The organism is Butyricicoccus sp. AM78-15b2TA (genome assembly GCF_027665985.1).
In the GTDB taxonomy this organism is placed as follows: Bacteria; Bacillota; Clostridia; order Oscillospirales; family Butyricicoccaceae; genus Agathobaculum; species Agathobaculum butyriciproducens.
In genome coordinates this window covers 20,711-43,057 of sequence record NZ_JAQEHY010000017.1, presented here as the reverse complement: position 1 = coordinate 43,057, position 22,347 = coordinate 20,711, and the positions used below count along the sequence as shown (strand labels likewise).

22 protein-coding genes, 3 pseudogenes and 1 other annotated feature are annotated in these 22,347 nt (G+C 55.5%); of the genes and pseudogenes, 12 read left to right on the top strand and 13 right to left on the bottom strand.

The annotated features are described in order from the left end of the window. Window positions 1–168: 168 nt before the first annotated feature. Together PGS25_RS13275 and rbr are read left to right on the top strand one after the other, a co-directional pair. A complete protein-coding gene (locus PGS25_RS13275; RefSeq protein WP_118360766.1) occupies window positions 169–552 on the top strand; it encodes a Fur family transcriptional regulator in 384 nt (127 codons plus the stop codon). A 72-nt stretch (window positions 553–624) separates the two neighbouring features. Beyond that, window positions 625–1,164 (top strand): rubrerythrin, encoded by a 540-nt coding sequence (gene rbr, locus PGS25_RS13270; protein WP_270419037.1) that lies wholly within the window; start codon window positions 625–627, stop codon window positions 1,162–1,164. A gap of 207 nt (window positions 1,165–1,371) precedes the next feature. Here rbr and PGS25_RS13265 read toward each other — a convergent pair whose 3' ends face one another. The 7 genes and pseudogenes from PGS25_RS13265 to nth form a co-directional block, all read right to left on the bottom strand. Further along, window positions 1,372–1,815 carry a pyridoxal-phosphate dependent enzyme gene (locus PGS25_RS13265; protein WP_442865306.1) on the bottom strand — a complete coding sequence of 148 codons (444 nt, stop codon included), beginning with the start codon at window positions 1,813–1,815 and terminating at the stop codon, window positions 1,372–1,374. After that, the gene (locus tag PGS25_RS13260; RefSeq protein ID WP_270419035.1) at window positions 1,812–2,423 is read right to left on the bottom strand and encodes a phosphoribosylanthranilate isomerase; all 612 of its coding nucleotides are present in this window, start codon (window positions 2,421–2,423) and stop codon (window positions 1,812–1,814) included. The genes PGS25_RS13265 and PGS25_RS13260 overlap by 4 nt, the downstream gene beginning before the upstream one ends. Further along, entirely contained in the window at window positions 2,420–3,202 is a 783-nt protein-coding gene (gene trpC, locus PGS25_RS13255) for an indole-3-glycerol phosphate synthase TrpC (RefSeq protein ID WP_270419033.1), read from the bottom strand. The genes PGS25_RS13260 and trpC overlap by 4 nt, the downstream gene beginning before the upstream one ends. Further along, window positions 3,199–4,217 (bottom strand): annotated as a pseudogene (trpD, locus tag PGS25_RS13250) (anthranilate phosphoribosyltransferase). Before trpD ends, trpC begins: the two are co-directional and overlap by 4 nt. A 117-nt stretch (window positions 4,218–4,334) precedes the next feature. Then, a pseudogene (locus tag PGS25_RS13245) lies at window positions 4,335–4,496 on the bottom strand (glutamine amidotransferase-related protein); the annotation flags it as partial. Then, a pseudogene (locus PGS25_RS13240) lies at window positions 4,496–5,825 on the bottom strand (anthranilate synthase component I family protein). The pseudogenes PGS25_RS13240 and PGS25_RS13245, both read right to left, overlap by 1 nt. 55 nt (window positions 5,826–5,880) lie before the next feature. Next, window positions 5,881–6,130: a binding site (T-box leader), on the bottom strand. 86 nt (window positions 6,131–6,216) lie between these two features. Further along, entirely contained in the window at window positions 6,217–6,855 is a 639-nt protein-coding gene (gene nth, locus PGS25_RS13235) for an endonuclease III (RefSeq protein WP_117492143.1), read from the bottom strand. Window positions 6,856–7,065: 210 nt separating this feature from the next. On the opposite strand from nth, the gene glyA reads away from it, so the two are divergent. The 8 genes from glyA (at window position 7,066) to spo0A (ending at window position 15,058) form a co-directional block, all read left to right on the top strand. Then, window positions 7,066–8,307: a serine hydroxymethyltransferase gene (gene glyA, locus PGS25_RS13230; protein WP_270419031.1), complete on the top strand. Its 1,242-nt coding sequence runs from the start codon at window positions 7,066–7,068 to the stop codon at window positions 8,305–8,307. Between the two features lie 223 nt (window positions 8,308–8,530). Beyond that, the gene (locus PGS25_RS13225) at window positions 8,531–9,877 is read left to right on the top strand and encodes a glucose-6-phosphate isomerase (protein ID WP_270419030.1); all 1,347 of its coding nucleotides are present in this window, start codon (window positions 8,531–8,533) and stop codon (window positions 9,875–9,877) included. Between the two features lie 278 nt (window positions 9,878–10,155). Then, a complete protein-coding gene (locus PGS25_RS13220; protein ID WP_270419029.1) occupies window positions 10,156–10,503 on the top strand; it encodes a hypothetical protein in 348 nt (115 codons plus the stop codon). A gap of 327 nt (window positions 10,504–10,830) precedes the next feature. Next, the gene (locus PGS25_RS13215) at window positions 10,831–11,184 is read left to right on the top strand and encodes a putative ABC transporter permease (protein WP_270419028.1); all 354 of its coding nucleotides are present in this window, start codon (window positions 10,831–10,833) and stop codon (window positions 11,182–11,184) included. An 84-nt stretch (window positions 11,185–11,268) separates the two neighbouring features. Then, the gene (locus tag PGS25_RS13210) at window positions 11,269–12,039 is read left to right on the top strand and encodes a type III pantothenate kinase (protein WP_227109941.1); all 771 of its coding nucleotides are present in this window, start codon (window positions 11,269–11,271) and stop codon (window positions 12,037–12,039) included. A 94-nt stretch (window positions 12,040–12,133) separates the two neighbouring features. Continuing rightward, complete coding sequence (locus PGS25_RS13205) at window positions 12,134–12,763, top strand: ECF transporter S component (protein ID WP_270419027.1); 630 nt, start codon at window positions 12,134–12,136, stop codon at window positions 12,761–12,763. Window positions 12,764–12,941: 178 nt separating this feature from the next. Then, window positions 12,942–13,949 carry a SpoIVB peptidase gene (spoIVB, locus tag PGS25_RS13200; protein WP_270419026.1) on the top strand — a complete coding sequence of 336 codons (1,008 nt, stop codon included), beginning with the start codon at window positions 12,942–12,944 and terminating at the stop codon, window positions 13,947–13,949. Window positions 13,950–14,296: 347 nt separating this feature from the next. Beyond that, the gene (gene spo0A / locus PGS25_RS13195; protein WP_117492157.1) at window positions 14,297–15,058 is read left to right on the top strand and encodes a sporulation transcription factor Spo0A; all 762 of its coding nucleotides are present in this window, start codon (window positions 14,297–14,299) and stop codon (window positions 15,056–15,058) included. 270 nt (window positions 15,059–15,328) lie between these two features. Here spo0A and PGS25_RS13190 read toward each other — a convergent pair whose 3' ends face one another. Further along, window positions 15,329–15,814 carry a phosphate-starvation-inducible PsiE family protein gene (locus PGS25_RS13190; protein ID WP_118478520.1) on the bottom strand — a complete coding sequence of 162 codons (486 nt, stop codon included), beginning with the start codon at window positions 15,812–15,814 and terminating at the stop codon, window positions 15,329–15,331. 360 nt (window positions 15,815–16,174) lie between these two features. Between PGS25_RS13190 and PGS25_RS13185 the strand changes: the two genes are divergently transcribed. Continuing rightward, entirely contained in the window at window positions 16,175–16,888 is a 714-nt protein-coding gene (locus PGS25_RS13185) for a helix-turn-helix transcriptional regulator (RefSeq protein ID WP_117492159.1), read from the top strand. Between the two features lie 97 nt (window positions 16,889–16,985). After that, on the top strand, window positions 16,986–17,636 hold the full coding sequence (locus tag PGS25_RS13180) for a YczE/YyaS/YitT family protein (RefSeq protein WP_270419024.1): 651 nt from the start codon (window positions 16,986–16,988) through the stop codon (window positions 17,634–17,636). Between the two features lie 285 nt (window positions 17,637–17,921). On the opposite strand, the gene PGS25_RS13175 is transcribed toward PGS25_RS13180, so the two are convergent. The 5 genes from PGS25_RS13175 to gluQRS form a co-directional block, all read right to left on the bottom strand. After that, window positions 17,922–18,731 carry a hypothetical protein gene (locus PGS25_RS13175; RefSeq protein ID WP_270419022.1) on the bottom strand — a complete coding sequence of 270 codons (810 nt, stop codon included), beginning with the start codon at window positions 18,729–18,731 and terminating at the stop codon, window positions 17,922–17,924. A 92-nt stretch (window positions 18,732–18,823) separates the two neighbouring features. Further along, the gene (locus PGS25_RS13170) at window positions 18,824–19,624 is read right to left on the bottom strand and encodes a hypothetical protein (RefSeq protein ID WP_270419021.1); all 801 of its coding nucleotides are present in this window, start codon (window positions 19,622–19,624) and stop codon (window positions 18,824–18,826) included. Next, window positions 19,618–20,322: an ABC transporter ATP-binding protein gene (locus tag PGS25_RS13165; RefSeq protein WP_119215100.1), complete on the bottom strand. Its 705-nt coding sequence runs from the start codon at window positions 20,320–20,322 to the stop codon at window positions 19,618–19,620. The genes PGS25_RS13170 and PGS25_RS13165 overlap by 7 nt, the downstream gene beginning before the upstream one ends. Continuing rightward, the gene (locus PGS25_RS13160; protein WP_117492165.1) at window positions 20,315–20,692 is read right to left on the bottom strand and encodes a GntR family transcriptional regulator; all 378 of its coding nucleotides are present in this window, start codon (window positions 20,690–20,692) and stop codon (window positions 20,315–20,317) included. The genes PGS25_RS13165 and PGS25_RS13160 overlap by 8 nt, the downstream gene beginning before the upstream one ends. A gap of 717 nt (window positions 20,693–21,409) precedes the next feature. Further along, on the bottom strand, window positions 21,410–22,342 hold the full coding sequence (gene gluQRS, locus PGS25_RS13155; protein WP_270419019.1) for a tRNA glutamyl-Q(34) synthetase GluQRS: 933 nt from the start codon (window positions 22,340–22,342) through the stop codon (window positions 21,410–21,412). Between the last annotated feature and the right edge of the window lie 5 nt (window positions 22,343–22,347).

The window sequence follows — 22,347 nt, the reverse complement described above, 5'->3', positions numbered from 1 at the left end:
ACTGCCATCTCCATTCCCCGGTTTATATTACTCTCCGTATCGCCTGCACTCTTTTCAAAATCTCCTCCCATATATTATTCAAAAAAGTACTTCTTACCGATTGACAAAAATATAAATTTACAATATACTCTTAATTAAGAAGTAATACTAATAAAGGAGGTGCATTTTATGCAGACCAGAAACACCATTCAGCGTCAGATTGTATTGCAGGCAGTGAATCAGCTGCACAACCACCCTACCGCAGATGCGATTTATGCCTTTATCGCGGCGCAGCACCCGACCATCAGCAAGGCCACGGTTTACCGCAATCTGAACCAGCTGGCAGCTCAGGGCGAGATTTTGCGCGTGCCTGTGCCGACCGGTGCCGATCACTTTGATTTCAACATCAAGCCGCATTATCATGTGCGGTGCACCAAGTGCGGCGGCGTTTTTGATGTATTTATGCCGCCTGTCACCGATCTCATCGACCGCGTGGAGGATTCCTCCGGCGTGGAGCTGCATCGGTACGAAATTCTGTTCGAGGGTATTTGCAGCGCTTGCAGGAAAGACTAAAAGAGTAGTCAGAACGGTCTGACCGTCAAAAGAGACAGGAAGAATAGGAAAAACGGAGAAAGGATAACTATTATGGCAGAACTCAAGGGCACCCGCACCGAAGCAAACCTGCAGACCGCATTTGCAGGCGAATCCATGGCACGCAATAAGTACACGTTCTTTGCCTCCAAGGCGAAAAAGGACGGCTATGTGCAGATTGCGAAAATCTTCGAGGAAACCGCCGCAAACGAGAAGGAGCACGCGAAAATCTGGTTCAAGCTGCTCAACGGCGGCATTGATGACACTGCAGCCAACCTCAAGGCTGCCGCAGAGGGCGAAAACTACGAGTGGACCGATATGTATGCCACCTTCGCCAAGGAGGCGCGTGAGGAGGGCTTCGACCATACCGCAGACCTGTTCGAGATGGTCGGCGCGATCGAAAAGGAGCACGAGGAACGCTACCGCAGGCTGCTCAGGAATGTCGAGGACAAGCTGGTCTTTTCCCGCGACGGCGACTGTGTATGGCAGTGCTCCAACTGCGGACATATCGTGGTTGGCAGACAGGCGCCGGAGGTCTGCCCGGTTTGTGCACATCCTAAAGCCTACTTTGAACTCAAGGCTGACAATTATTAACCTTTGCACCGTCTATCCCGTAGGGGAGCACAGTGTGCTCCCGCATTTCGGTTAAACGAGTGCGTGGGCGAACCATGTTCGCCCCTACGGTTACGCATGTGCAGATGATTTACACGGTATCACCGTCCATTAACGTAAGATATTGCATCATGTTGATACCATGAAACACAAAAACAGGGAGAAACACTTGTTTCTCCCTGTTTCTATTTAGTTTGCGGAGCGTACCGCGTCTTTCATGCTCTTAACGTACGCCTTAACGTGCGGCACGCACTCCATGCCCATGAGAGCGGCAGCGGTCGCGGTCGCAACACCGTGCTGACCGGCGCCGGTCTCTGCGATCAGACGGGTCTTGCCCATCTTTTTCGCCAGCAGTGCCTGACCAAGCACGTTGTTGATCTTATGGGCGCCGGTGTGGTTCAAATCCTCGCGTTTGAGGTAGATCTTCGCACCGCCGAGGTCGTTTGTCATATGCTCCGCAAAGTACAGCCGCGACGGACGGCCTGCGTAGTTGTTCAGCAGCTCGGTCAGCTCTGCGTTGAATGCCGGATCGTTCTTATAGTGGTTGTAGGCTTCCTCCAACTCGATCACCGCGTTCATCAGCGTTTCCGGCATGTACTGACCGCCGTGTACGCCAAAACGTCCCTTGCTCATTGGTTTGCTCCTTTCACAAGCGCCGATACGCGGCGCATCTTGTCCATATCCTTTACACCGTCCGTTTCGATGCCGCTGGACAGGTCGAGCGCATACGCGCCGGTCTGTGCGGCTCTTTGGACGTTGGTTTCATTCAGCCCGCCCGCGAGAAAATACGGGTGGTTTACCTCGCCTATCAGCGACCAGTCGAACGTCTTGCCGCTGCCGCCGTAGGCGTGCTTTACATAGGTATCCAGCAGCAGATAATCCACCGGCAGGGTGTCCGCCTGCTCAATGTCGCGGTGGGTCTCCACGCGCACCGCGTAGACGATGGGCGCGCTTGTCAGCTTTCGCAGCTTGTTTATATAATGCAGGCTCTCGCCGCCGTGCAGCTGAATGATGTCGATAACCTCATCGCGCACCAGCGCGGCGATGTGCTCGGGTTCGTCGTTCACGAACACGCCGACCGCCTTAATCTCCGGGTCGAGGTGCTCCTTGAGCCGCGCCGCATCCATATCCGACATATGCCGGCGGCTCTCTGCGAACACAAAGCCGATAAAGTCCGGTTTTGTTTCGTTCGCGGCCTCAATATCCGCTTTGCGGGTCAGTCCGCAGAATTTCAGTTTCATTTTGTGGCCTCCCTGAGTGCGTCAAGCGCCTGTTTCTTGTCTGCGGCACGCATGAGGTACTCGCCTACCAGAACGGCATCCGCGCCGGTCTTTCTCAAAGCCGCCGCATCCGCCGGAGAGGAAACGCCGCTCTCGGCCACAAAGACCGTGCCCGCCGGTGCGCCCTCGCGCAGCCGCGCCGCGTTGCCGAGGTCCACGGTGAAGTCCTTGAGGTTGCGGTTGTTCACGCCGATGAGCCGTGCGCCCGCTCGAACCGCGGACTGCATCTCCTGTGCATCATGCGTTTCCACCAAAGCGCTTATGCCTAATTTGTCACAAATGCCGATGTAGCCGCGTATGGTTTCGGTGTCGAGCAGCGTGCAAATGAGAAGCACCGCGTCCGCGCCGAGAACCTTTGCCTGATAAATCTGATATTCGTCCACGGTAAAATCCTTGCGGATCATCGGTCTGGTGACGATTTCCCTGACCTTCTTGAAAATCTCATCCGAGCCGAGGAACCACTTGGGTTCGGTCAGGCACGAAACACAGTCCGCGCCCGCGTCCTCGTAGCTTTGCGCGATGGACGCAAAGTCAAACACCGGGTCGATAACACCCTTGGACGGACTGGCCTTCTTGACCTCGCAGATAAACGCGCAGTCCTTGCCGGCAAGCGCCTTCTCGAACCGAAAATCGTCCTGCGGGAGTGCTTCCGCCTGCGCCTTCATGTCCTCGAGCGGGATTTTCGTCTTGTCCGCCGCAACACGCTCGCGGGCATGCGCCGCCAGTTCGTCGAGAATCATGCCTTTGCCGCCTCCTGCGTTGCCGCCGCGAACCGGTCGAGCTTGTCGAGCGCCGCGCCGCTGTCGATGATCTCTGCGGCCTTTTTGATGCCGTCCGCCAGCGTCAGGCCGTCCAGACCGAGGTACAGCGCGATACCGGCGTTCAGCAGGATCTCCTCGCGCTTCGCGCCCTGCTCACGGCCTGCAAGAATGTCGCGGGTGACTATGCGTTTGCCTTGGGTGAGCCGCCGCGCAGGTCATCCACCGTGCACAGGGACAGACCGTATTCGGTCGGGTCGAGTTCATACGGCGTCAGCTTGCCGTCGCGGATTTCGCAGACCTTGTTCCTGCCAATCAGGCTCGCCTCATCCATGCCGCTGCCGCAGACCACCATGCCGCGCGTTACGCCGAGGTTGGAGAGCACCTGCGCCATCGGCATGACCAGTTTTTCATCGTACACGCCGAGCAGCTGCATGGTCGCGCGCGCCGGGTTGGACAGCGGGCCGAGCACGTTGAAAATAGTGCGCTCACCCATGCCCTTGCGGACGGGAGCCACGTTCTTCATCGACTTATGATAGCCCTGTGCGAACAGGAAGCAGATGCCGGTGTCCGCAAGCACCTTCTCATTCTGCTCGGGAGACAGAGAAAGAACAACGCCCAGCTCCTCGAGCACGTCAGCCGCGCCCGACTTGGACGAAACCGACCGGTTGCCGTGCTTTGCAACCGGCATACCGCCTGCCGCCGCCACAAACGCGGCGGTCGTGGAGATGTTGAACGAGCCAACCTCGTCACCGCCGGTACCTACAATGTCCATGACCGCGCCCTTCGGCTCAATGTGCGCGCCCTTTTCGCGCATGACCTCGGCGCAGGCGGTAATCTCAGTGATGGTTTCGCCCTTCATGCGGAGCGCCGTCAGCAGGGTTGCCATTTCGATGTCGGTCGCGGTGCCGTCCATCATTTCCTCCATTGTTGCACGAGCGATGGTGTAGTCCAAATCACGACCGTTGATCGCTTCGTGAATTGCAAGCTGAATCATTATATATCGACCTTTCTATTACATCTACTATATCATTACTAATTGATATCTTCTCCGTAGGGCAGCCCGCCCTACGGTTCTGGTCAAACTTTACATAGACAGAAAGTTTTTCATATAGCCGGGCCCCGGAGAAAGAATGATGTGCGAGGGATTCAGTCCCTCGATTTCGCTGACGGTGAGCGCATCATTGCGGACTACCTTGATTTCCGGCTCGATGGCCGCCGCCTGCTGAAACAGGTTATAGGAAAAAGAATCGTAATTGTCGATCAGGAGAATCATTATCCGTCTACCTCCGATGCACGCTCGATGGCGTTCATAACTGCCTTTGCCTTGTTTGCGCTTTCCATATACTCGTTATACGGCACGGAATCCGCGACGATGCCGCCGCCCGCCTGCACGGTCACGATGCCGTTCTTCTTGGCAGCCATGCGGATGGCGATACAGGTATCCATATTGCCGGTGAAATCCAGATAGCCGAGTGCGCCGCCGTATACGCCGCGCGGCTCGCTCTCCTGCTCCTCGATGATCTCGCACGCGCGGATCTTGGGTGCGCCGGACAGGGTGCCCGCCGGAAGCACGGCTTCGATGGCGTCGCAGGCGTCGTACTTTTCGTCAATGTCGCCCTCGACCTGCGAGCAGATGTGCATGATCTTGGAATAGCGGTGGATCATCATGTAATCGGTGACTTCGACCGTGCCGATCCTGGACACGCGGCCAAGGTCGTTGCGGCCCAGATCGACCAGCATATTGTGCTCGGAAAGCTCCTTTTCGTCGGCCAGCAGCTCGTTCTCGAGTGCCTTATCCTCCTCCGGCGTTTTGCCGCGCGGACGCGAGCCCGCAACCGGGAAGGTAGTCAGGCGGCCGTTATCCAGTCGGACGAGCGTTTCCGGAGAGGAACACATGATCTCGTCCCCATCAGATGTATTCGCGGGTTTTCTCCACGATGTCGGCGTACTGCGCCTCGGTGACGTTGCAGGTGAAGCGCGGCCTGCCGGTTGCCTTGAGCGGCGGAAGCGGGGTCTGGTCGTTGATCAGCGCCGCCATACCCTCGAGCGCCGCACACGCCTTGCCGTAATTCTCCATCACGCTGTCGGTCTTCATGTTGACCACGAGCACGATCTTCTGCTTGAGGTGGTCATACGCGATGACCTTGTCGAACAGCATCAGGTCGAAATCATCCCATGCGCCGCGCTTGATTTTGAGCGTCGGCTCCGCGTAGCCGAGCATGGCATACGCGAAGTAGCCGACGAAACCGCCCGTGAACGGCGGCTGCCCCTCAAGCCGCGGTGCGCGGTACTCGCCGAGCACCTCGCGGAGTACGGTGAGCGGCTTGTCGGTCTTGACCGTCTTGTTGACCGTACCCTCGAGCGTTACCGTTCCGTTTTTGCAGGTCGCACGCAGGATGGGGTCATAGCCGAGGAAGGAATAGCGCGCCCATTTTTCGCCGCCCTCCACGCTCTCCAGCAGGAAAAAGCGGTCGGAGCGCGTCTGCAGGCGGCGCAGCAGCGAAATCGGCGTTGTCATATCGGCGTAGATCTCGCGGCAGACCGGAATGGTCGTATACTCCTTCGCGAGTTCTAAAATCTCATCACAGCTTGGGGTAATCATTGTGTTTTCCTCCATTTACAAACAAAACAGGCTTTCATCCTATGATGCAAGTGCATCATAGGACAAAAGCCTGTTACTTCTGCGGTACCACCCAAATTGACGTACAAAAACGTCCACTCTGTCGTGTGCAAACACACACGCTCCCATGATAACGGCGGGAATCCCGTCAGCCATACTCTCCCTGCGGATTTGAGGCTGCCCTCACAAGTCCATTCAGTAACGTCCTCTGCTGCTCTCCTCACACCACCGGAAAGCTCTCTGAAAGCGCGGTCTCGCTCTTACTCACTCTTGTTCTGCGGTTTTGCTTTTTCTGAAATCAGTATATTCCTACGATGAAAATTTGCCAAGTGGATTTTCTGTGTTTTTTCGCAAATTCCACTTTTCCTCTATGCTATTTCGCAATGGGATACGACGGGCACACCGCACCGAGCGGACAGCCCTCACACTTCGGACTGCGGGCGGTGCAGTGCTCGCGGCCGAACAGCACCAGCCGGTGGCAGAAATCGGAGGATTCCGCCGGGTCGAGCAGCTTTCTCAGGGCGTTCTCCACCTTGACCGGGTCCTTCTCGTTCTTGACGAAGCCCAGCCGGTTGGACAAACGGATGCAGTGCGTATCGCACACAATGGCCGGTTTGCCGAAAATATCCCCGAGGATGAGGTTGGCAGTCTTGCGGCCGACGCCCGGGAGCTTGAGCAGCTCCTCCATAGTATCCGGCACCCTGCCGCCGTAATTGGCAATCAGCATCATGGCGCACGCTTTGAGGTCGCGCGCTTTGGTGCGGAACAGGCCGCAGGTCTTGATGGCCTCGGCAATCTCCTCCTCGGACGCATCCGCGAAGCTCTGCAGGGTCGGAAACTGCTTGAATAATTTTTCTGTCACAATATTGACGCGCGCGTCCGTGCACTGCGCGGAAAGCCGGGTGGCGAACAGCAATTCATAATCGTGTGTATAATGCAGGGCGCAGACCGCCTCCGGATAGACGGTTTTCAACAGCTCGGTAACGGTGGCGGCACGTTCTTTCTTAGTCATTTTGTTATCCTCTCTCCACAAGTTTTCCTACGATAATTGTAGCATATCGTCGAAAAAAGGGCAACTGTTTGCACAAAAATGCACAATGTAACAATTTCACTATAAACTGCTAAAGCGTTAACGCAAAAATCAGATGTTTGTCAATAGATTCCATGCGAAAAATGTGGTTTAATTATAATAGTAAATTCTTATCCCGCAGGAGGCTGTATCATGGTTCGTCAAGCAATGGACTTCGTGACGGCGTTCGACCCCGAACTCGGACGTATGATCGAAGCGGAATACAAACGACAGGCGCGCAACATTGAGTTGATCGCCTCGGAAAATATCGTCAGCGAGGCTGTTATGGCGGCAATGGGCAGCGTGCTGACCAACAAGTACGCCGAAGGCTATCCCGGCAAGCGCTACTACGGCGGCTGCGAATGCGTCGATGAGGTGGAAAACCTCGCCATCCACCGCGTGTGCCAGCTGTTCGGCGCGAAATATGCGAACGTACAGCCGCACTCGGGCGCGCAGGCGAACATGGCGGTCTATCAGGCGCTGTGCAAGCCGGGTGATACCGTGCTCGGCATGAGCCTGGACAACGGCGGTCACCTGACCCACGGCTCGCCGGTCAATCAGTCCGGCCTGCTGTACAACATCGTGCCCTACGGCGTGGATGAGAACGGTCTCATTGACTATGATGCGCTCCGTGCCCTTGCAAAAAAGGAACAGCCGAAAATGATCATCGCGGGTGCATCTGCCTATCCGCGCGCCATCGACTTTGAAAAATTCGCTGAAATCGCACACGAGGTCGGCGCGTACCTGTTCGTTGACATGGCGCACATTGCCGGTCTGGTGGCTGCCGGTCTGCACCAGAGTCCGGTTCCCTACGCGGATGTCGTCACCACCACGACGCACAAGACGCTGCGCGGTCCGCGCGGCGGCGTCATCCTGACGAACGATGAGGAACTGGCAAAGAAGTTTAACAAGGCCATCTTCCCCGGCACACAGGGCGGCCCGCTCGAGCATGTCATCGCCGCAAAGGCGGTCTGCTTCGGTGAGGCACTCAGACCCGAGTTCAAGGCATATCAGCAGAATGTTGTCACCAATGCCCGCGTGCTCGCGGACGCACTCCAGAAGCAGGGCTTCGACCTTGTGGCGGGCGGCACGGACAACCACCTGATGCTCATCGACCTGCGAAAGACCGGCGTGACCGGCAAAGAGCTGCAGCGCCGTCTGGACGAGGTGTACATCACCGCCAACAAGAATGCCATCCCGAACGACCCGGAAAGTCCGTTCGTCACCTCGGGCATGCGCATCGGCACGCCCGCTGTCACCACCCGCGGCTTCGGTGCGCCGGAGATGCTCCGCATTGCCGAGTTCATCTGGCAGGCCGCAACCGATTTCGACAACAAGGCAAACGATATCCGGCGAAATGTACGCGATATCTGCGCAAATTTTCCAATTTACTAACAATTTTTGCCGATTCTCTACTATGGGAATCGGCTTTTTGGTTGGCTTTGTTCGGTTTGCATAATGCAAAATTACCTGTCATAAACAGTCGAGCAGATAAAGTTTTTGTAAGGTTTGAACAAAACGCTTGCCTTTTCCCGCCAGTATGCTATACTTAGATACGAGAGGGAGAGCAAATCCCGCCAAATGGCTTGGAGGAAATAACAAAAGGGGAAATGCAGTAATGGGAATTAAACTGAAACTGACCGGTCTCCGGCGATTTGTCCGAACCGAGGCCGAGATTGCGGACTACACCGCGCAGGTCGCGGCAGCGCAGGACACGCTCGTGAACGGCACCGGCGCCGGAAACGATTTTCTTGGCTGGCTGAATCTGCCGGTGGATTACGACCGGGACGAGTTTGCGCGCATCAAGCAGGCGGCAAAGAAGATTCAGCAGACCTGCGATGTGCTGATCGTCATCGGCATCGGCGGCTCGTATTTAGGGGCACGGGCAGCCATCGAGTTCGTAAACGGTCAGTTCTACAACCAGACCCGCCCGGAGGGCATTCCGGAGGTGTACTTTGCCGGCAACAACATTTCGTCGTCCTACTTGAACGACATTATCAAGATGATCGGTGACCGCGACTTCTGCATCAACGTCATCTCGAAGTCGGGCACGACCACCGAACCTGCCATCGCCTTCCGCGAGCTGAAAAAGCTGTGCGAGCAGCGCTACGGCCGCGAGGGCGCCAAGGAGCGCATCTTCGCCACGACGGATAAGGAGCGCGGCGCGCTCAAAAAGCTGGCGGATGACGAGGGCTACGAGACCTTTGTCGTGCCGGATAACATCGGCGGCCGTTTCTCGGTGCTCACGCCGGTCGGTCTGCTGCCGATGGCTGCAGCCGGTCTGGACATTGACGCAGTGATGGCAGGCGCTGCCGCCTCCCGCGAGGACTATTCTCAGGGCTCCTTGCACGACTGCGCGCGCTATGCGGCACTGCGCAATCTGCTGCTGTTCAAGGGCAAATCCATGGAGATCATGGTAAACTATGAGCCGTCGCTCGTCATGCTCGGCGAATGGCTCAAGCAGCTGTTCGATGAGTCCGAGGGCAAGGACCATAAGGGTCTGTTCGTCACCTCGGCGAATTTCTCCACCGACCTTCATTCCATCGGTCAGTTTATTCAGGACGGCTCGCGCATCATGTTCGAGACCGTGCTGTGGGTCAAGGAGCCGCGCTCCGAGATTACCATCGAGCATACCGAAGAGGACATCGACGGCCTGAATTATCTGGCAGGTCAGACCGTGCAGTACGTCAACCAGAAGGCGTACGAGGGCACGCTGATCGCCCACATGGACGGCGGCACACCGAATATCATCATTGAGATCGACCGCACGGATGCTTGGCATTTCGGCTATCTGGTCTACTTTTTCGAGAAGGCCTGCGGCATTTCGGGCTACCTGCTCGGCGTAAATCCGTTCAATCAGCCGGGTGTTGAGGATTATAAGAAGAATATGTTTGCACTCCTGGGCAGATCGGGTTTCGAGGAGCGGAGAAAATACCTTGAGGCTCGTGTCAAGCTGGAAGACTGATCGTCCCTTTTACCCTTTGTGTTGATGGGGTATAACTCCGGTGATTTCACTAAATCACGCACATAACCGATACCGGATACCCCAAAGATGCCGAAGGCAACTTCGGCATCTTTTCATGCCTCGAAAGAAGCACAAAAATATTGTATGATACAAAAGAATTCTCCCCTTTCAGAATTGTGTACTTATGGTAAATGAGCTTATAAATATACATTGCAAACAGCAGACATCTATTTTATAATCAAATATAAAAATCGGGATTTGCTTAAGGGGTGGATTACATGAAAAAAATTATACCTTGGATATTAGCGACAGCAGTAATTATGTTGGTGTTTCCATGGCTTGCGGTTACATTCATAAAAGGTGACGGCGGCATGGCAGTTTGCTTCATTCTGTTTTTTGCAGTGAATCCTATTTATGCAATTTGTTCCGGAGCATACGCCGGCAAGAACATAAAAATATTTTGGACACTACCAATTATCACAGCGCTATTCTTTTTGCTTGGGACATGGTTGTTCTTTAGTATGGGAGAAAAAGCATTTATTTTATATGCGTTGGGATATTTGCTCTTAGGAATTGTAGCAGAGTTAATTTCCATGTTTGTAAAGAAAAAGCATTTAAGAAGTTAAACAAATTCCAGTTTGTTGAACTGAATAGCATATTCTGACCGATAGGAGCAAGGTTAAAACCCACCTTGCTCTTTTTCCAATGCTTAAAGTTCCGTCAAATCGACGGAGGCATTGGCGGATAGGCTTATATCAACACAAAAGGTAAAAGGGAGGACTGATCCCTCTGCTGTATTCAAGGAGGGAGCGCTGTGCTCTCTCCTTTTTATTTTGCGCGTATGCCAAATTGAGAATGGAAAATGTCAAATCTCCACGCTCATTCTCCATTCTCAATTACTCCACCCTTGCGTAAATCCAGCCATTCCGGGCAAAATAAATGCGGTGATAAAAATGAAACTGCAAACTCCTGCCGTCTTTGCACTGGGTGCGGCCGGCTACGCCGCGCTTGAGCTTCTCTGGCGCGGACGCACCCACTGGACCATGGCGCTGACCGGCGGTGCGGTTCTGGTCGGTCTGCGGCAGCTGCGGCGGCGCGTACACGAGGAAAACCCGCTCTCCCGCTGCTTGTGCGGCGCGGCGTGCATCACGGCCGCGGAATATGTGGTCGGCTGTACGGTCAACCGGCATTTCCGGCTGCGCGTGTGGGATTACTCGCATGAATTCGGCAATGTTCAAGGGCAGATCTGCCCGAAATACGCCGTGCTGTGGGCGCTGCTCTCCGCACCGATCATGCTGCCGAAATAAGACAGAAATGTGTACCTCTCCCCTTGCAATACGGTTTTCAATGTCTTATAATAGTGGTAAACTATGCAGAAAAGGAGACACACCATGCTGATTGCAGTCAATGCAGGAAACAGCCGCGTTTTGCTCGGCGGCTATGAGGAGGACGGACAGGTTTTTTCTGCCTCCATCGCAACCGAGCCTAAGCTGACGCGCGACGACTACGCCTGCAAGCTGCAGCAGGTGCTTTTGCTGTACGGCGTGAATGTGCGCCGCATCCACGGCGGTATTGTCAGCTCGGTCGTTCCGAGCATGGTCGGCGTGCTCGAGGGTGCGCTGCGCCTGCTCGGCATCCGCGATGTCATCGAGGTATCGAGCGGCGTCAAGACCGGACTCAACATCCGCTCCGAGCAGCCGCGGCAGGTCGGCTCGGACCGCGTAGCCGCTGCGGTGGCCGCCCGTGCAAAGGGAAAGCTGCCGTGCGTGGCGATTACGCTCGGCACCGCGACCACGTTCACCGCGCTCGATGGGTCCGGTGCGTTGGTCGGCTCGGCCATCACGGCGGGCGTGCAGCTGAGTCTGCTCGCGCTCCGCGAGCAGGCAGCGCAGCTTCCGGCGGTCGCCATCGACGCCAAGGACGAGGGCATTCTCGCCCGGAACACGGTCGATGCCATGCGCGTCGGCGCGGTTTACGGTGCCGCGTCGCTCGTGGACGGCATGGTCGAACGCTTTGCGGAGGCGCTCGGAGAAACGCCCTACGTCGTGCTCACCGGAGAGCTTGCACCGCTCGTCACTCCCTATCTGCGTATCCCGTTCGAGTACGATGAAAGCCTTGTGCTCGATGGTCTGCACCTGATTTGGAAGAAAAATCGGGGTTGAAAGAGATTTGGCAGCGAATTTCTATCGCTGACCACCACAATTTTTGTATTGCGCTGTACCTGTCAAAGCAGGACGGCAGCAGGAGGAATTACAAATGAATAACAAAACTACCAATGTACGGTATCTCGCGCAGCTGGCGCTGCTTGCGGCGATCGAGGTCGTGATGAAGCTGATGGGTCTGGGCAGCGTGCCGGTCGGCCCGCTGTACATGTCGTTCCTGACCGTGCCGATCGCAGTCGGCGCGATGACCATGGGTCCGACCGCCGGTGCGATCCTCGGCGGCGTGTTCGGTCTGGTCAGCATGAAGGACGCCATCACCGGCGTGTCGGCTATGACAAGCGTATTTTTCCAGATCAGCCCGATCAACACCTTCGTTCTGTGCGTTGTCATGCGCGTGCTGATGGGCTGGTGCGTCGGCCTGCTGTTCCGCGTGCTGCGCCGCGTGGACCACAAGAAGAGCTGGAGCTATTTCGTCGGTGCGATGTCCGCGCCGCTGCTGAATACCATTTTCTTCATGGGTTACATCGTTCTGGTGTTCTACAAGACCGACTACATTCAGGAGCGCGTTGCCTCTCTCGGCGTGGCTAACCCGCTGTCCTTCGTGGTTGCACTGGTCGGCGTACAGGGTCTGATCGAGATCATCGTCGGCTGTGCGGTCGGCGGCGTGCTCGCCCGTGCGGTAGCATCGTTCCTCGGTCATCGTGCGCCTGCAAAAGCAGAATAAATAATTGCTAATTGCGGCAGTTTCTCTCATTTTTCGCAGAGAAACTGCCGTTTTGCGTTCCCGGAAAACCTTTCCGCGCCCAGAGAATTTCCGTGCCGCCAAATGTCCGGCAGAATAGAAAAGGTTCACAGCGTTGTTTTCATGCTCCGCGCGGCATAGTAATAGCGGAGGTGAAAAAATGCAAAAAAATCACGCAAAACGCACGGCGCTCGCCCTGTTCCTGCTGTTTGCGGTGACAGTCTCCGCGCAGGCGGCAAAAATCGCCGAGGTCATCCCGATCGGGCACACGGTCGGCATCAAAATGCAGGCGGAGGGCGTGCTCATCGTGCAGCTGACCGAGGTGCAGGGCGCGGACGGCACGCACTCTCCTGCGAAGGAGGCGGGCGTGCAGGAGGGCGATGTGCTGTGCCGCGCCGGTGAGACCGCGCTGCACTCGAACGACGATCTGCAGAAGCAGGTCGCGCTCTCGGCGGGACAGCCGATCAAGCTGACGCTCGAGCGCGGAGACGCGGAGAAAAGCGTCACGGTGACGCCGTGCAGGGACAAAACCGGTGCGTACCGCATCGGCGTGCTCGCGCGCGACAGTCTGGCAGGAATCGGCACGCTGACCTACGTTGACCCGCAGACCGGCGCGTTCGGCTCGCTCGGTCACGGCATCTGCGACAGCGAGACCGGCGTGCTGCTGCCGCTGCAGGAGGGCACGATCATCCACTCGACGGTGAGCAGCGTGCAGCGCGGCAAGGCGGGTGAACCGGGTTCGCTGCAGGGCGAATTTTCGACCGAAAAACCGCTCGGAACCGTGGCGCAGAACACAGAAAGCGGCATTTTCGGCACCATGACAGACGATTCACTGTACAGCGAGCTGCAGTGCGTGCCGGTCGCGTCGGCAGACGAAATCAAAATCGGTGACGCGGAAATCCTGTCCAACGTGGACGGCGACAGCGTGCAGCGTTATTCTGTCCAGATCGTCAAGCTCTATCCGGCGAACGACGAATACGGGCGCAGCATGATGCTCCGCGTGACCGATTCGCAGCTTGCGGAGAAAACCGGCGGCATCGTGCAGGGCATGAGCGGCAGTCCGATCCTGCAGAACGGCAAGCTGATCGGCGCGGTAACGCATGTGCTGGTCGATAATCCGATGGAAGGGTATGGCATTTCGATGGAGAAAATGCTCAAAGCGAGTTAGATTTCATGAGCAATCAGAAATCAGCAGTTCGTAATTTGTGATGGGTTTACCTTGCGTTTGGGCGCACATTGTGCGCCCTTTCTTTCGGGTTAATAATCACTGTTTTGTTGTCGAAAACCGCAGTTTTGCTTGTATTTTGTCTATTTCCGGGGAATTTTGAAAATATGCGGGAATTGCAAAAGCAGTCGGTCTGACCGGTCGTTTCGGGTAAATCGACAGATTTTGTCGAATTCTGTCTGCAATTTCCTGTCCATATTTTTACAAAAGGTCTTGCAAGTTATGGTAGTATATGGTAATCTATTGCCAAGAAAAAGAGATAAACTTTATCGGAAAGCTGGTTATGACATATGGATGAGAAAATTAGAGTTTTACTTGCAGACGACGACACCGAATTTTGCGCGCGTATGTCGGCGGTACTGGACAGTGCGGACGATTTTGAGCTGGTCGGCATTGCGGAAAACGGTGAAAAGGCACTTTCCGCGGTCAATGAGCTGCGGCCGGATGTACTTATCATTGAACTGATGCTGCCGGTGATGGACGGCATGAGCGTGCTCAGCCGCCTGCACGAGCAGGACGGACCGCATCCGGCGGTGATGGTATTCTCGGCGTTTGCAAGTCCGCAGATCGGCGCGGAATGTGCGGCGCTCGGCGTGGATCTGTTCCTGCGCAAGCCGATGGAGCCGCAGGCGGTCTGCGAGCGGCTTCGCCTGTGGCGGACCGGTCAGCTGCGCGCGGTCAAGGCCGAGGAAAGCATGGCGCTTGAGCTCCGCGTGACCGAGGTGATTCATCAGGTGGGTGTGCCGGCGCACATCAAGGGCTACCAGTATCTGCGCGAGGCCATCATGATGGCGGTCGAGGATATCGAGTCGGTCAGCGCCATCACCAAGGTGCTGTATCCGTCGATTGCCAAAAAGTTCAAGACGACCTCCTCCCGCGTGGAGCGCGCCATCCGGCACGCAATCGAGGTCGCGTGGGACCGCGGCGACATCGAAACCCTGCAGAATTACTTTGGCTACACGGTCTCGGGCGTCAAGGGCAAACCCACCAATAGCGAATTTATCTCGATGATTGCCGACAGACTGCGCCTGCAGATGCGGTTTGGGGCGTAAAGCAAATTTACAACGCAAGAAGCAGTAATATCATTCAGGAAACGATTTATCGGTATAGTATGCGTACTATTTACGCTGTTATGTGAATCGCAGTGAATCGCTTGCAAGCCTGCCAACATAGCGAAAGTGTGCGTGAAACGCGGGATCAAGCCTATAAACTTTTTCTGATATTGTGAATAAATGAAACAATTTATTTGCAGCCTTTCCAACGAAAAACCGCAGCGCCCTCTCGGGCGCTGCGGTTTTCAGGTGATATGCATTTTCCTTATGTCAAATCAATGAGCCAATCTCGGGCGGTTCCGGCTTTTTCGGCTCGTTACAGTTCTCCACGCCGAGAACCTCTGCGCGGATGTCCTCCTCGATCTCCTTCTTGCTGCGGCGGCGGTCCAGACGCGAAATATACAGATACTTCCGGATCACGAACAGGATGCCGATCGACAGCACGGCGATCAGATTCTCGATCGGCGAGGTATGCTCGACGATCATCTGGCGCGCGATGGCGAGGAGCATAACGTCAACCACCGAGTCGATGGTGTAGCTGGTGATCATCTTGATCAGCTCGATGCCAATGATGATCAGGCAGGCCGAGCTCATGCGCGCCTGCAGATACGCCGGATCACCGAACAGCTTGTTCATATCGGTCATGGCGACCATGCCGATGCCGGACACGATGCACGCGATCAGGATCACCATGCCAAGGGTGATCTCAACCGCTGTTGCGGCGTTGGAGAGCTTGTCTCGAAAATCAGAATTCATGGCAGTCTCCCTTTCTCTACTCCTCATCTCTTTGCATTCCTCTTTCTGCAGTTTTGTAATTTTTTATCAGCCTGTGTCTCATTCCTTGATATAAATTTAACATAGTTTTTATGCCTTGTCAATTATTTTAACAAGTTTTGTATGGTTTACTGGTTTTTCATTCGTTTTTTATGCACTTTATCCTCATTTTAGTTATTTTGCATAATAACTTTTTATTTTTGTTGTGAGAAATTATCTGCGTTTATTTTTTGACAAACTTATCATTGTTAAGCTATAATAATATTAGAGTAAACCAATAAAAAGGCAATGCCATGCAATCAAAGGCACTGCAAAGAAAATTCTTTGAAACGGGGTGGGCAAATGGCTAATCCGCTGTTGCAGCACTACATCAAGCTGACAGAATTTCTCGGACAGGCACTTGGACCGGATTATGAGGTTGCTCTGCATGATATGACCGACAAAAACCGCTCCATAGTAGCCATCGCCAACAATCACATCAGCGGCCGGGAGATCGGCGCACCGCTTACCAATGTGGCGCTCAAAATCCTGATGGACAAAAGCTACGAAACGCAGGATTACCGTCTGCACTACTGCGGCCTCTCTGCCGAGGGCAAAACGCTGCGCTCGAGCACCATGTTCATCAAGCACAACGGCAAGCTGGTCGGCATGCTGTGCATCAACTTTGACGACAGCCGGTATCTGGCCGCCAGCGAAAACGTGCTGCGGCTGTGTCATCCGGATATTTTTATCGACGACCATATCGCACCGCAGCAGGCCGAACCCGGTGATCCGTTCCCGCGAGCGGTTCCGGCAACGACCGAGAGCTTCCACAACTCGATCGACGCGGTGGCAGGCGATGCGGTCGGCCGCGAGCTCATCCGCCTCGGCGTGACTGCCGACCGTCTCACGCCGGACGAGCGCATGCAGATCATTGCTTCGCTCGAAAGCGGCGGTATCTTCCTGCTGAAAGGCGCGGTCAAGGATGTGGCTGACGCGCTGCACTGCTCGCAGGCCAGTGTGTACCGCTATCTTTCCCAGATTAAAAAGGACGACAGCAATTCCGCTTCGGAATAACAAGATCAAAACTCAAACGGCAAAACCGGAGCGAAATTCTTCCGATTTTGCCGTTTTACTTTACTTCACTTTAGTCTGATAGCAGGAGGTTGCTCTTATGGTTCAAAATTACATACGCCGGTTGTTCTGGCTGATCCTGGGTGTTGCGGTCAGTTCGGTCGGCATTGCAATGATGCTGCAGGCGAGTGTCGGACTCGAGCCGTGGAGTGTGCTGCAGCAGGGCATGTCGCTGCGAACCGGCATGACCTATGGTACGGCGTCCGCTATCGCAGGCGCGGCAGCCATCCTCACGGCCGTGCTCTTCGGTGAGAGCTTCGGCTTAGGCACGATCATCAACATTGCGGGCTGCGCGGTCATAATCGACGCGATCCAGGCGGCGCACCTCATCCCGCAGATACACGGATTGGTGAGCGGCATTGCCATGCTCATCGGCGGTCTGGAGCTGCTTGCGCTCGGCACCTGGCTGTACATGAAAAGTGCGCTCGGCAGCGGCCCCCGTGACGCGCTGATGGTCGCGCTCGCGCGTAAGTTCGGGCGGTCTGCCGGTGCGTGCCGCGCGGTCGTGGATGTGCTCGTAACGGTCATCGGCTTCTTTCTCGGCGGTCCGGTCGGTGTCGGCACCATTATTTCCGCCGTCGGACTGGGTCCGCTGATCAACCTCAATTTTGCAGCCGTGCGGTTCAAGCCCGCCGAGGTGCATCAGGAAAATGTGGCGGAAACCATTGCGAGAATTTCCGGAAAGCGGTAATTCTCCATTTTTCATCATCAATTTCAATTTATTTGTGGTCGCATTTCCGGCACTGAATCATCTCACTCATTGGGTCTGCCCTTTTCTTTTGCATATGCACAAAATTCTCCCGTAAAACACAAAAACCGCCCCGTAGACCGGAGCGGCATTTTCTCAAATACTTCAGCTATTAGGAACGGCGGCTCGGTGCAGCGAGCCGCCGTTTGCAGCTATATTACAGCGCGGCGCCCCGGTTTTGTCAAGTGACAGAACCGGGGCTGTTGTTTTTCACGTTTTTTTACAAAATCACACATTCTGCGCCCGATAATACGGAACCGGGTCTGCTGTGCCGAACAGGCCAATCCCATCCATATCCTCGATGAGCAGTGTATCATCGGTTTTGCTGACATACAAATTCAGCCAAATATCGTCGCCGCTATCAGCTATGGACTGACACCACTCGGGCAGGCTCCCTACCACCTCGGTATCGTACAGCGTGAACGCAACCGTGTACATATCGTACTGATCGGACGGATACGCCTCCGGATAGTAATACTCGTCGGGGTCGTCGTACAGACACCACGCGTCGGCCGTGCTCTTGAATGTGCCGCCGTCCGCCGAGGTATACAGAATCGCCCATTCACCATTCGACTGGTCGTAGTGCAGACGGAAGGTGTCGCTGTTATCGATCACCATGCCGCTATCCGTGCCGAGAATGCTGCTGAGATCCTGCGCCGCATAGCTGTAATCCGAATCGTAATCCGGCGCGGGGGAATTTCCGAAGCTGCTCTCAATTTCCGGCACCAGATCATCCACCACAAACGCGATCAGCGTCGGCACAAACTGCAGCAGAGCGATAACAATTATCGCAATCACCGCACCCTTTGCGCGTTTTTTCTTGGGCTTATCCTGGATAGGACGCGACTTGCTCTTAGCCGTTTTCGCCGAGCTGCTGTTCTCTATCGTCGGATGATATTCGGTATAGGTCTCACGCGGCTTGCCGTGCCATTTGGGCGCGGGCTTGCTCATGCGGCCCTTGCTGCCCGCGCGTGCGCCGCACATCGGACATACGCGTTCCTCGTCGTCAAAATGGATACCACAGTGCTGACATTTCACAGGACACACCTCCCTTTTACTATTTTAATCATACCAGAGATATACCGTTCAGGCAAGAGAAAAAGGATACACAAGTGTGTATCCTTTTTCTGTTATTCGAGATTGAGCCTGTGCGTGAGAATCCAGCGCGTCACAAGGAAATACACCGCATCGCTGATGAGTTCGAATACGCAGCAGAACCGCAGCATGAGATGCGCCGCATCCATCGGCGTGATGGTCTGCATGGTGCTGTCAAGCCAGCGTACCATCGCATCGGCAAGCGCCTCCGGCATGACATTGCCCCCGCCCATCATCACCAGAAGCAGGAGAACCTGCACTGCGGTAGAAAGAACAACGTACCACACGACCGACATCAGCAGGCGGTGCTTGCCCGCCAGATGGCCGAGTGCCATGCACATATAGACGAACAGCGCCATGTCCGCAATGCCGAGCACCGCCAGCACGAGCAGCTCCAGCCCGAACAGCAGGCCGCCGCTCCGCGCCACACCCTTTATCATATCGACAAACAGGGTGCCGAAGGACATATCGGCAAAAATGCCGATGCTGAGGAACGCCGCGATGCCGCTCAGCGCGATCATAACCACCGCGATGATAGTCTTGCTGAACAGGTGCTGCGAAACCGTCACCGGCAGGGTGAACATGAGGTAGCCCTCACTGCCGAGCAGGTTTTTGTAAAAACGCTGGATGAGGATGACAGCCGTTACCACAAATGCCGCCATCATCACGCCCATATACAGCATGGAGCTGATGGCCGGCAGCATAAAGCCGAACGTGCTGTTCTGCGGGATACTGCACAGCAGGTGTGTGACGAACGACATTAAGATCAGCACGCCGTACAGCGGCAGACAGATACGCGCACAGGCTTTCCACTCATATTTCAGCAGCTTTAACATGCAAACACCTCCCGGAACAGTGCGTCAACCGATTTTCCGTGTTCCTCGCGGATATGGTCAACCGTATCGTGCAGCACCATCGCGCCTTCCTTGAGGAAGATAACCTCGTCGAGCACGCGCTCCACATCCGCGATGAGGTGCGTAGACAGCAGAACGGACGCGTCCTCGCTGTAATTCGAGAGAATGGTGCTCAGAATGTAGTCGCGCGCCGCCGGATCGACACCCGCGATCGGCTCATCGAGCACATACAGCTGCGCCTTGCGGCTCATGGTGAGGATGAGCTGCACCTTCTCCTGATTGCCCTTGCTGAGCGTTTTCAGGCGGTTCAGCGGGTCGATCTGCAGCGAATCCAGCATATCGGTTGCTTTTACGCGGTCAAAATCCGTGTAAAAATCCGCAAAGAACGAAATCAGGTCGTTGACCTTCATCGCATCGTTGAGATAGTTTTTGTCGGGCAGATAGCTGATGATGCTGTGCGTGTAGGTGCCCGGCGCCTGACCGTCAATAAGCACCGAGCCGCTTGTCGGCTGCAGCAGACCGTTCAGCAGCTTGATAGTCGTTGTTTTGCCCGAACCGTTCGGGCCGAGCAGACCGATAAACTGTCCGCGGCCGAGCGTCAGATTCAGATTATTGAGCGCGGTCTTTTTACCGTAGTTTTTTGTCAATCCCTGACAGATAACCAGTTCGTTGTTATCCATTGTTCTTCTCCTCCCCACTGCGTTTCTCCAGAAGCGCCACAATGTCCTGTTCGGTGAAGCCAAGCTGGCTCATGCCGGACAGAAACTCCGTGATGCGTTCTCCTGCGATCTGCTCTCTTACCTTACCAATCATTTCTCTGTCCTCCGTTACATAGCGTCCGCTCGTGCGGTTGGTGAACATCAGGCCCTCGCGCTCCATTTCCGCAAGCGCGCGCTGCATGGTGTTCGGGTTGACACCCGCCTGAGCCGCCAGCTCGCGCACCGGCGGTACCTTTTCACCCGCCGCAAGCTGTCCGCTGACGATCTGCTCGGTCAGCTTTTCCACAAGCTGTTGATAGATCGGACGATCCCCCCGCAATTCCCATTGCATAAGCTCTCTCCTTTCGTTTTATTGTATTATGATAATAATACAAGCATACAGATTTGTCAATAGCCTTTGCTGAAATTTTTCTGCACCGGCTGACCGGGGCACACGAACTGCCGCAGGCGGGTTCGCCCTAACGGGCGGCTCCTTTTTCTTCACCGGCTGAGCGGGGGACGCGAACTGCCGCAGGCGGGTTCGCCCCTAACGGGCGGGGTGTTTTTCGCTGAACCTCAGCGGGGAGTTGCGCTCTGCGGAGCGCGGGAGACTGCGGCGCCCGCCGCGGGGGCAAAAAGGAAGGGACACCTACGGTTTCCCTTCCTCTTTGGACTCCTACCTTTCCCTTGCTTCCTAATCTGGCGCAGATTTCCTATATGTGACCGCTTCGACATGGGAAACGGCAGAGGATTTTTTCTTCCGTGTTTTTCGCAACCTATTCGCAATGTCAGATACCGTTCTGCTACACATGCGGTTTCATCTCCGCAGGCGCGACACAAGGTGAATTGCCCGAAGGGCAAGAGAGGGTCCCCTGGGGGATGTCTGTGTCGCGCAACTCGTTTGCGCGTTGTTGCGGACGGCACCTGCGAATTATAATTGATGTTAGACTTTACCTTGTCGCACCCTACGGCATGAATCGTGCAAATGATATAAGAAATAACACCCAATAAACCAAAAATGGAGAACGGAAAACCCTAACGGTAATTCTCCATTCTCCATTTTTCATTCTCAATTCTTCTCAATATCTCGGAACACGTTCGGCAAATAGAGTTCGTGCTTCGGAATCTTCTCCCACGAAAACGCTTTGACGAGTTCCTTCGCGGAGACCGGCTCTGCGGTGTCGGTCAGTCCTGCGGCGCAGGCAAGTGCGCCGATGACCTGCTCAGGTGTGAATTTCTCCCGCAGAAGGCCGAGGTCGAGGTCCTCATCGCGCTTGGACAGGCGGCGTCCGTCATGGTCGCACAGCAGCGGGATATGGATAAATTTCGGCGGTGTGAAGCCGAACAGCTCATACAGCCAGATCTGGCGCGGCGTACTGCCGATGAGATCGTGCCCGCGCACGACCTCGGTCACGCCGGACAGGCCGTCATCCACCACGACCGCCAGCTGATACGCGAACACGCCGTCCGACCGCCGGATGATGAAGTCACCGCACTCCTCGGTGAGCGTTTCGGTATACGCGCCGTACACGCCGTCCGTGAATGTGATGGTGCGCTCGGGCACGCGCACGCGCGTTGCAGGCGCACGCTTTCTGCGCTTTTCGGCCACTTGCTCGGGTGTTAAATCGCGGCAGGTTCCGGCATAGACCACCCTGCCGTCCGACAGGTGCGGCGCGCTTGCGGCGTGCAGGGCCGCTCTCGAGCAGAAACACGGATACAGCAGACCTTTTTCGCGCAAAATCGCCTCATATTGCTCGTAAACAGCCGTGCGCTCGGACTGATACGGGATTTCGCCGTCCCAGTCTAACCCTAACCACCGCAGGTCGTCGATGATAAGCTCCGCGAAGCTGCGCGGACACCGCATTTCGTCCAGATCCTCAATCCGCAGTAGAAATTCGCCGTTCTGCTGCCGCGCACTCAGCCATGCCAGCAGCGCGCACAGCACGTTGCCGAGGTGCATGCGGCCGCTCGGACTGGGTGCAAAACGTCCGATGGTGTGCATGTTTT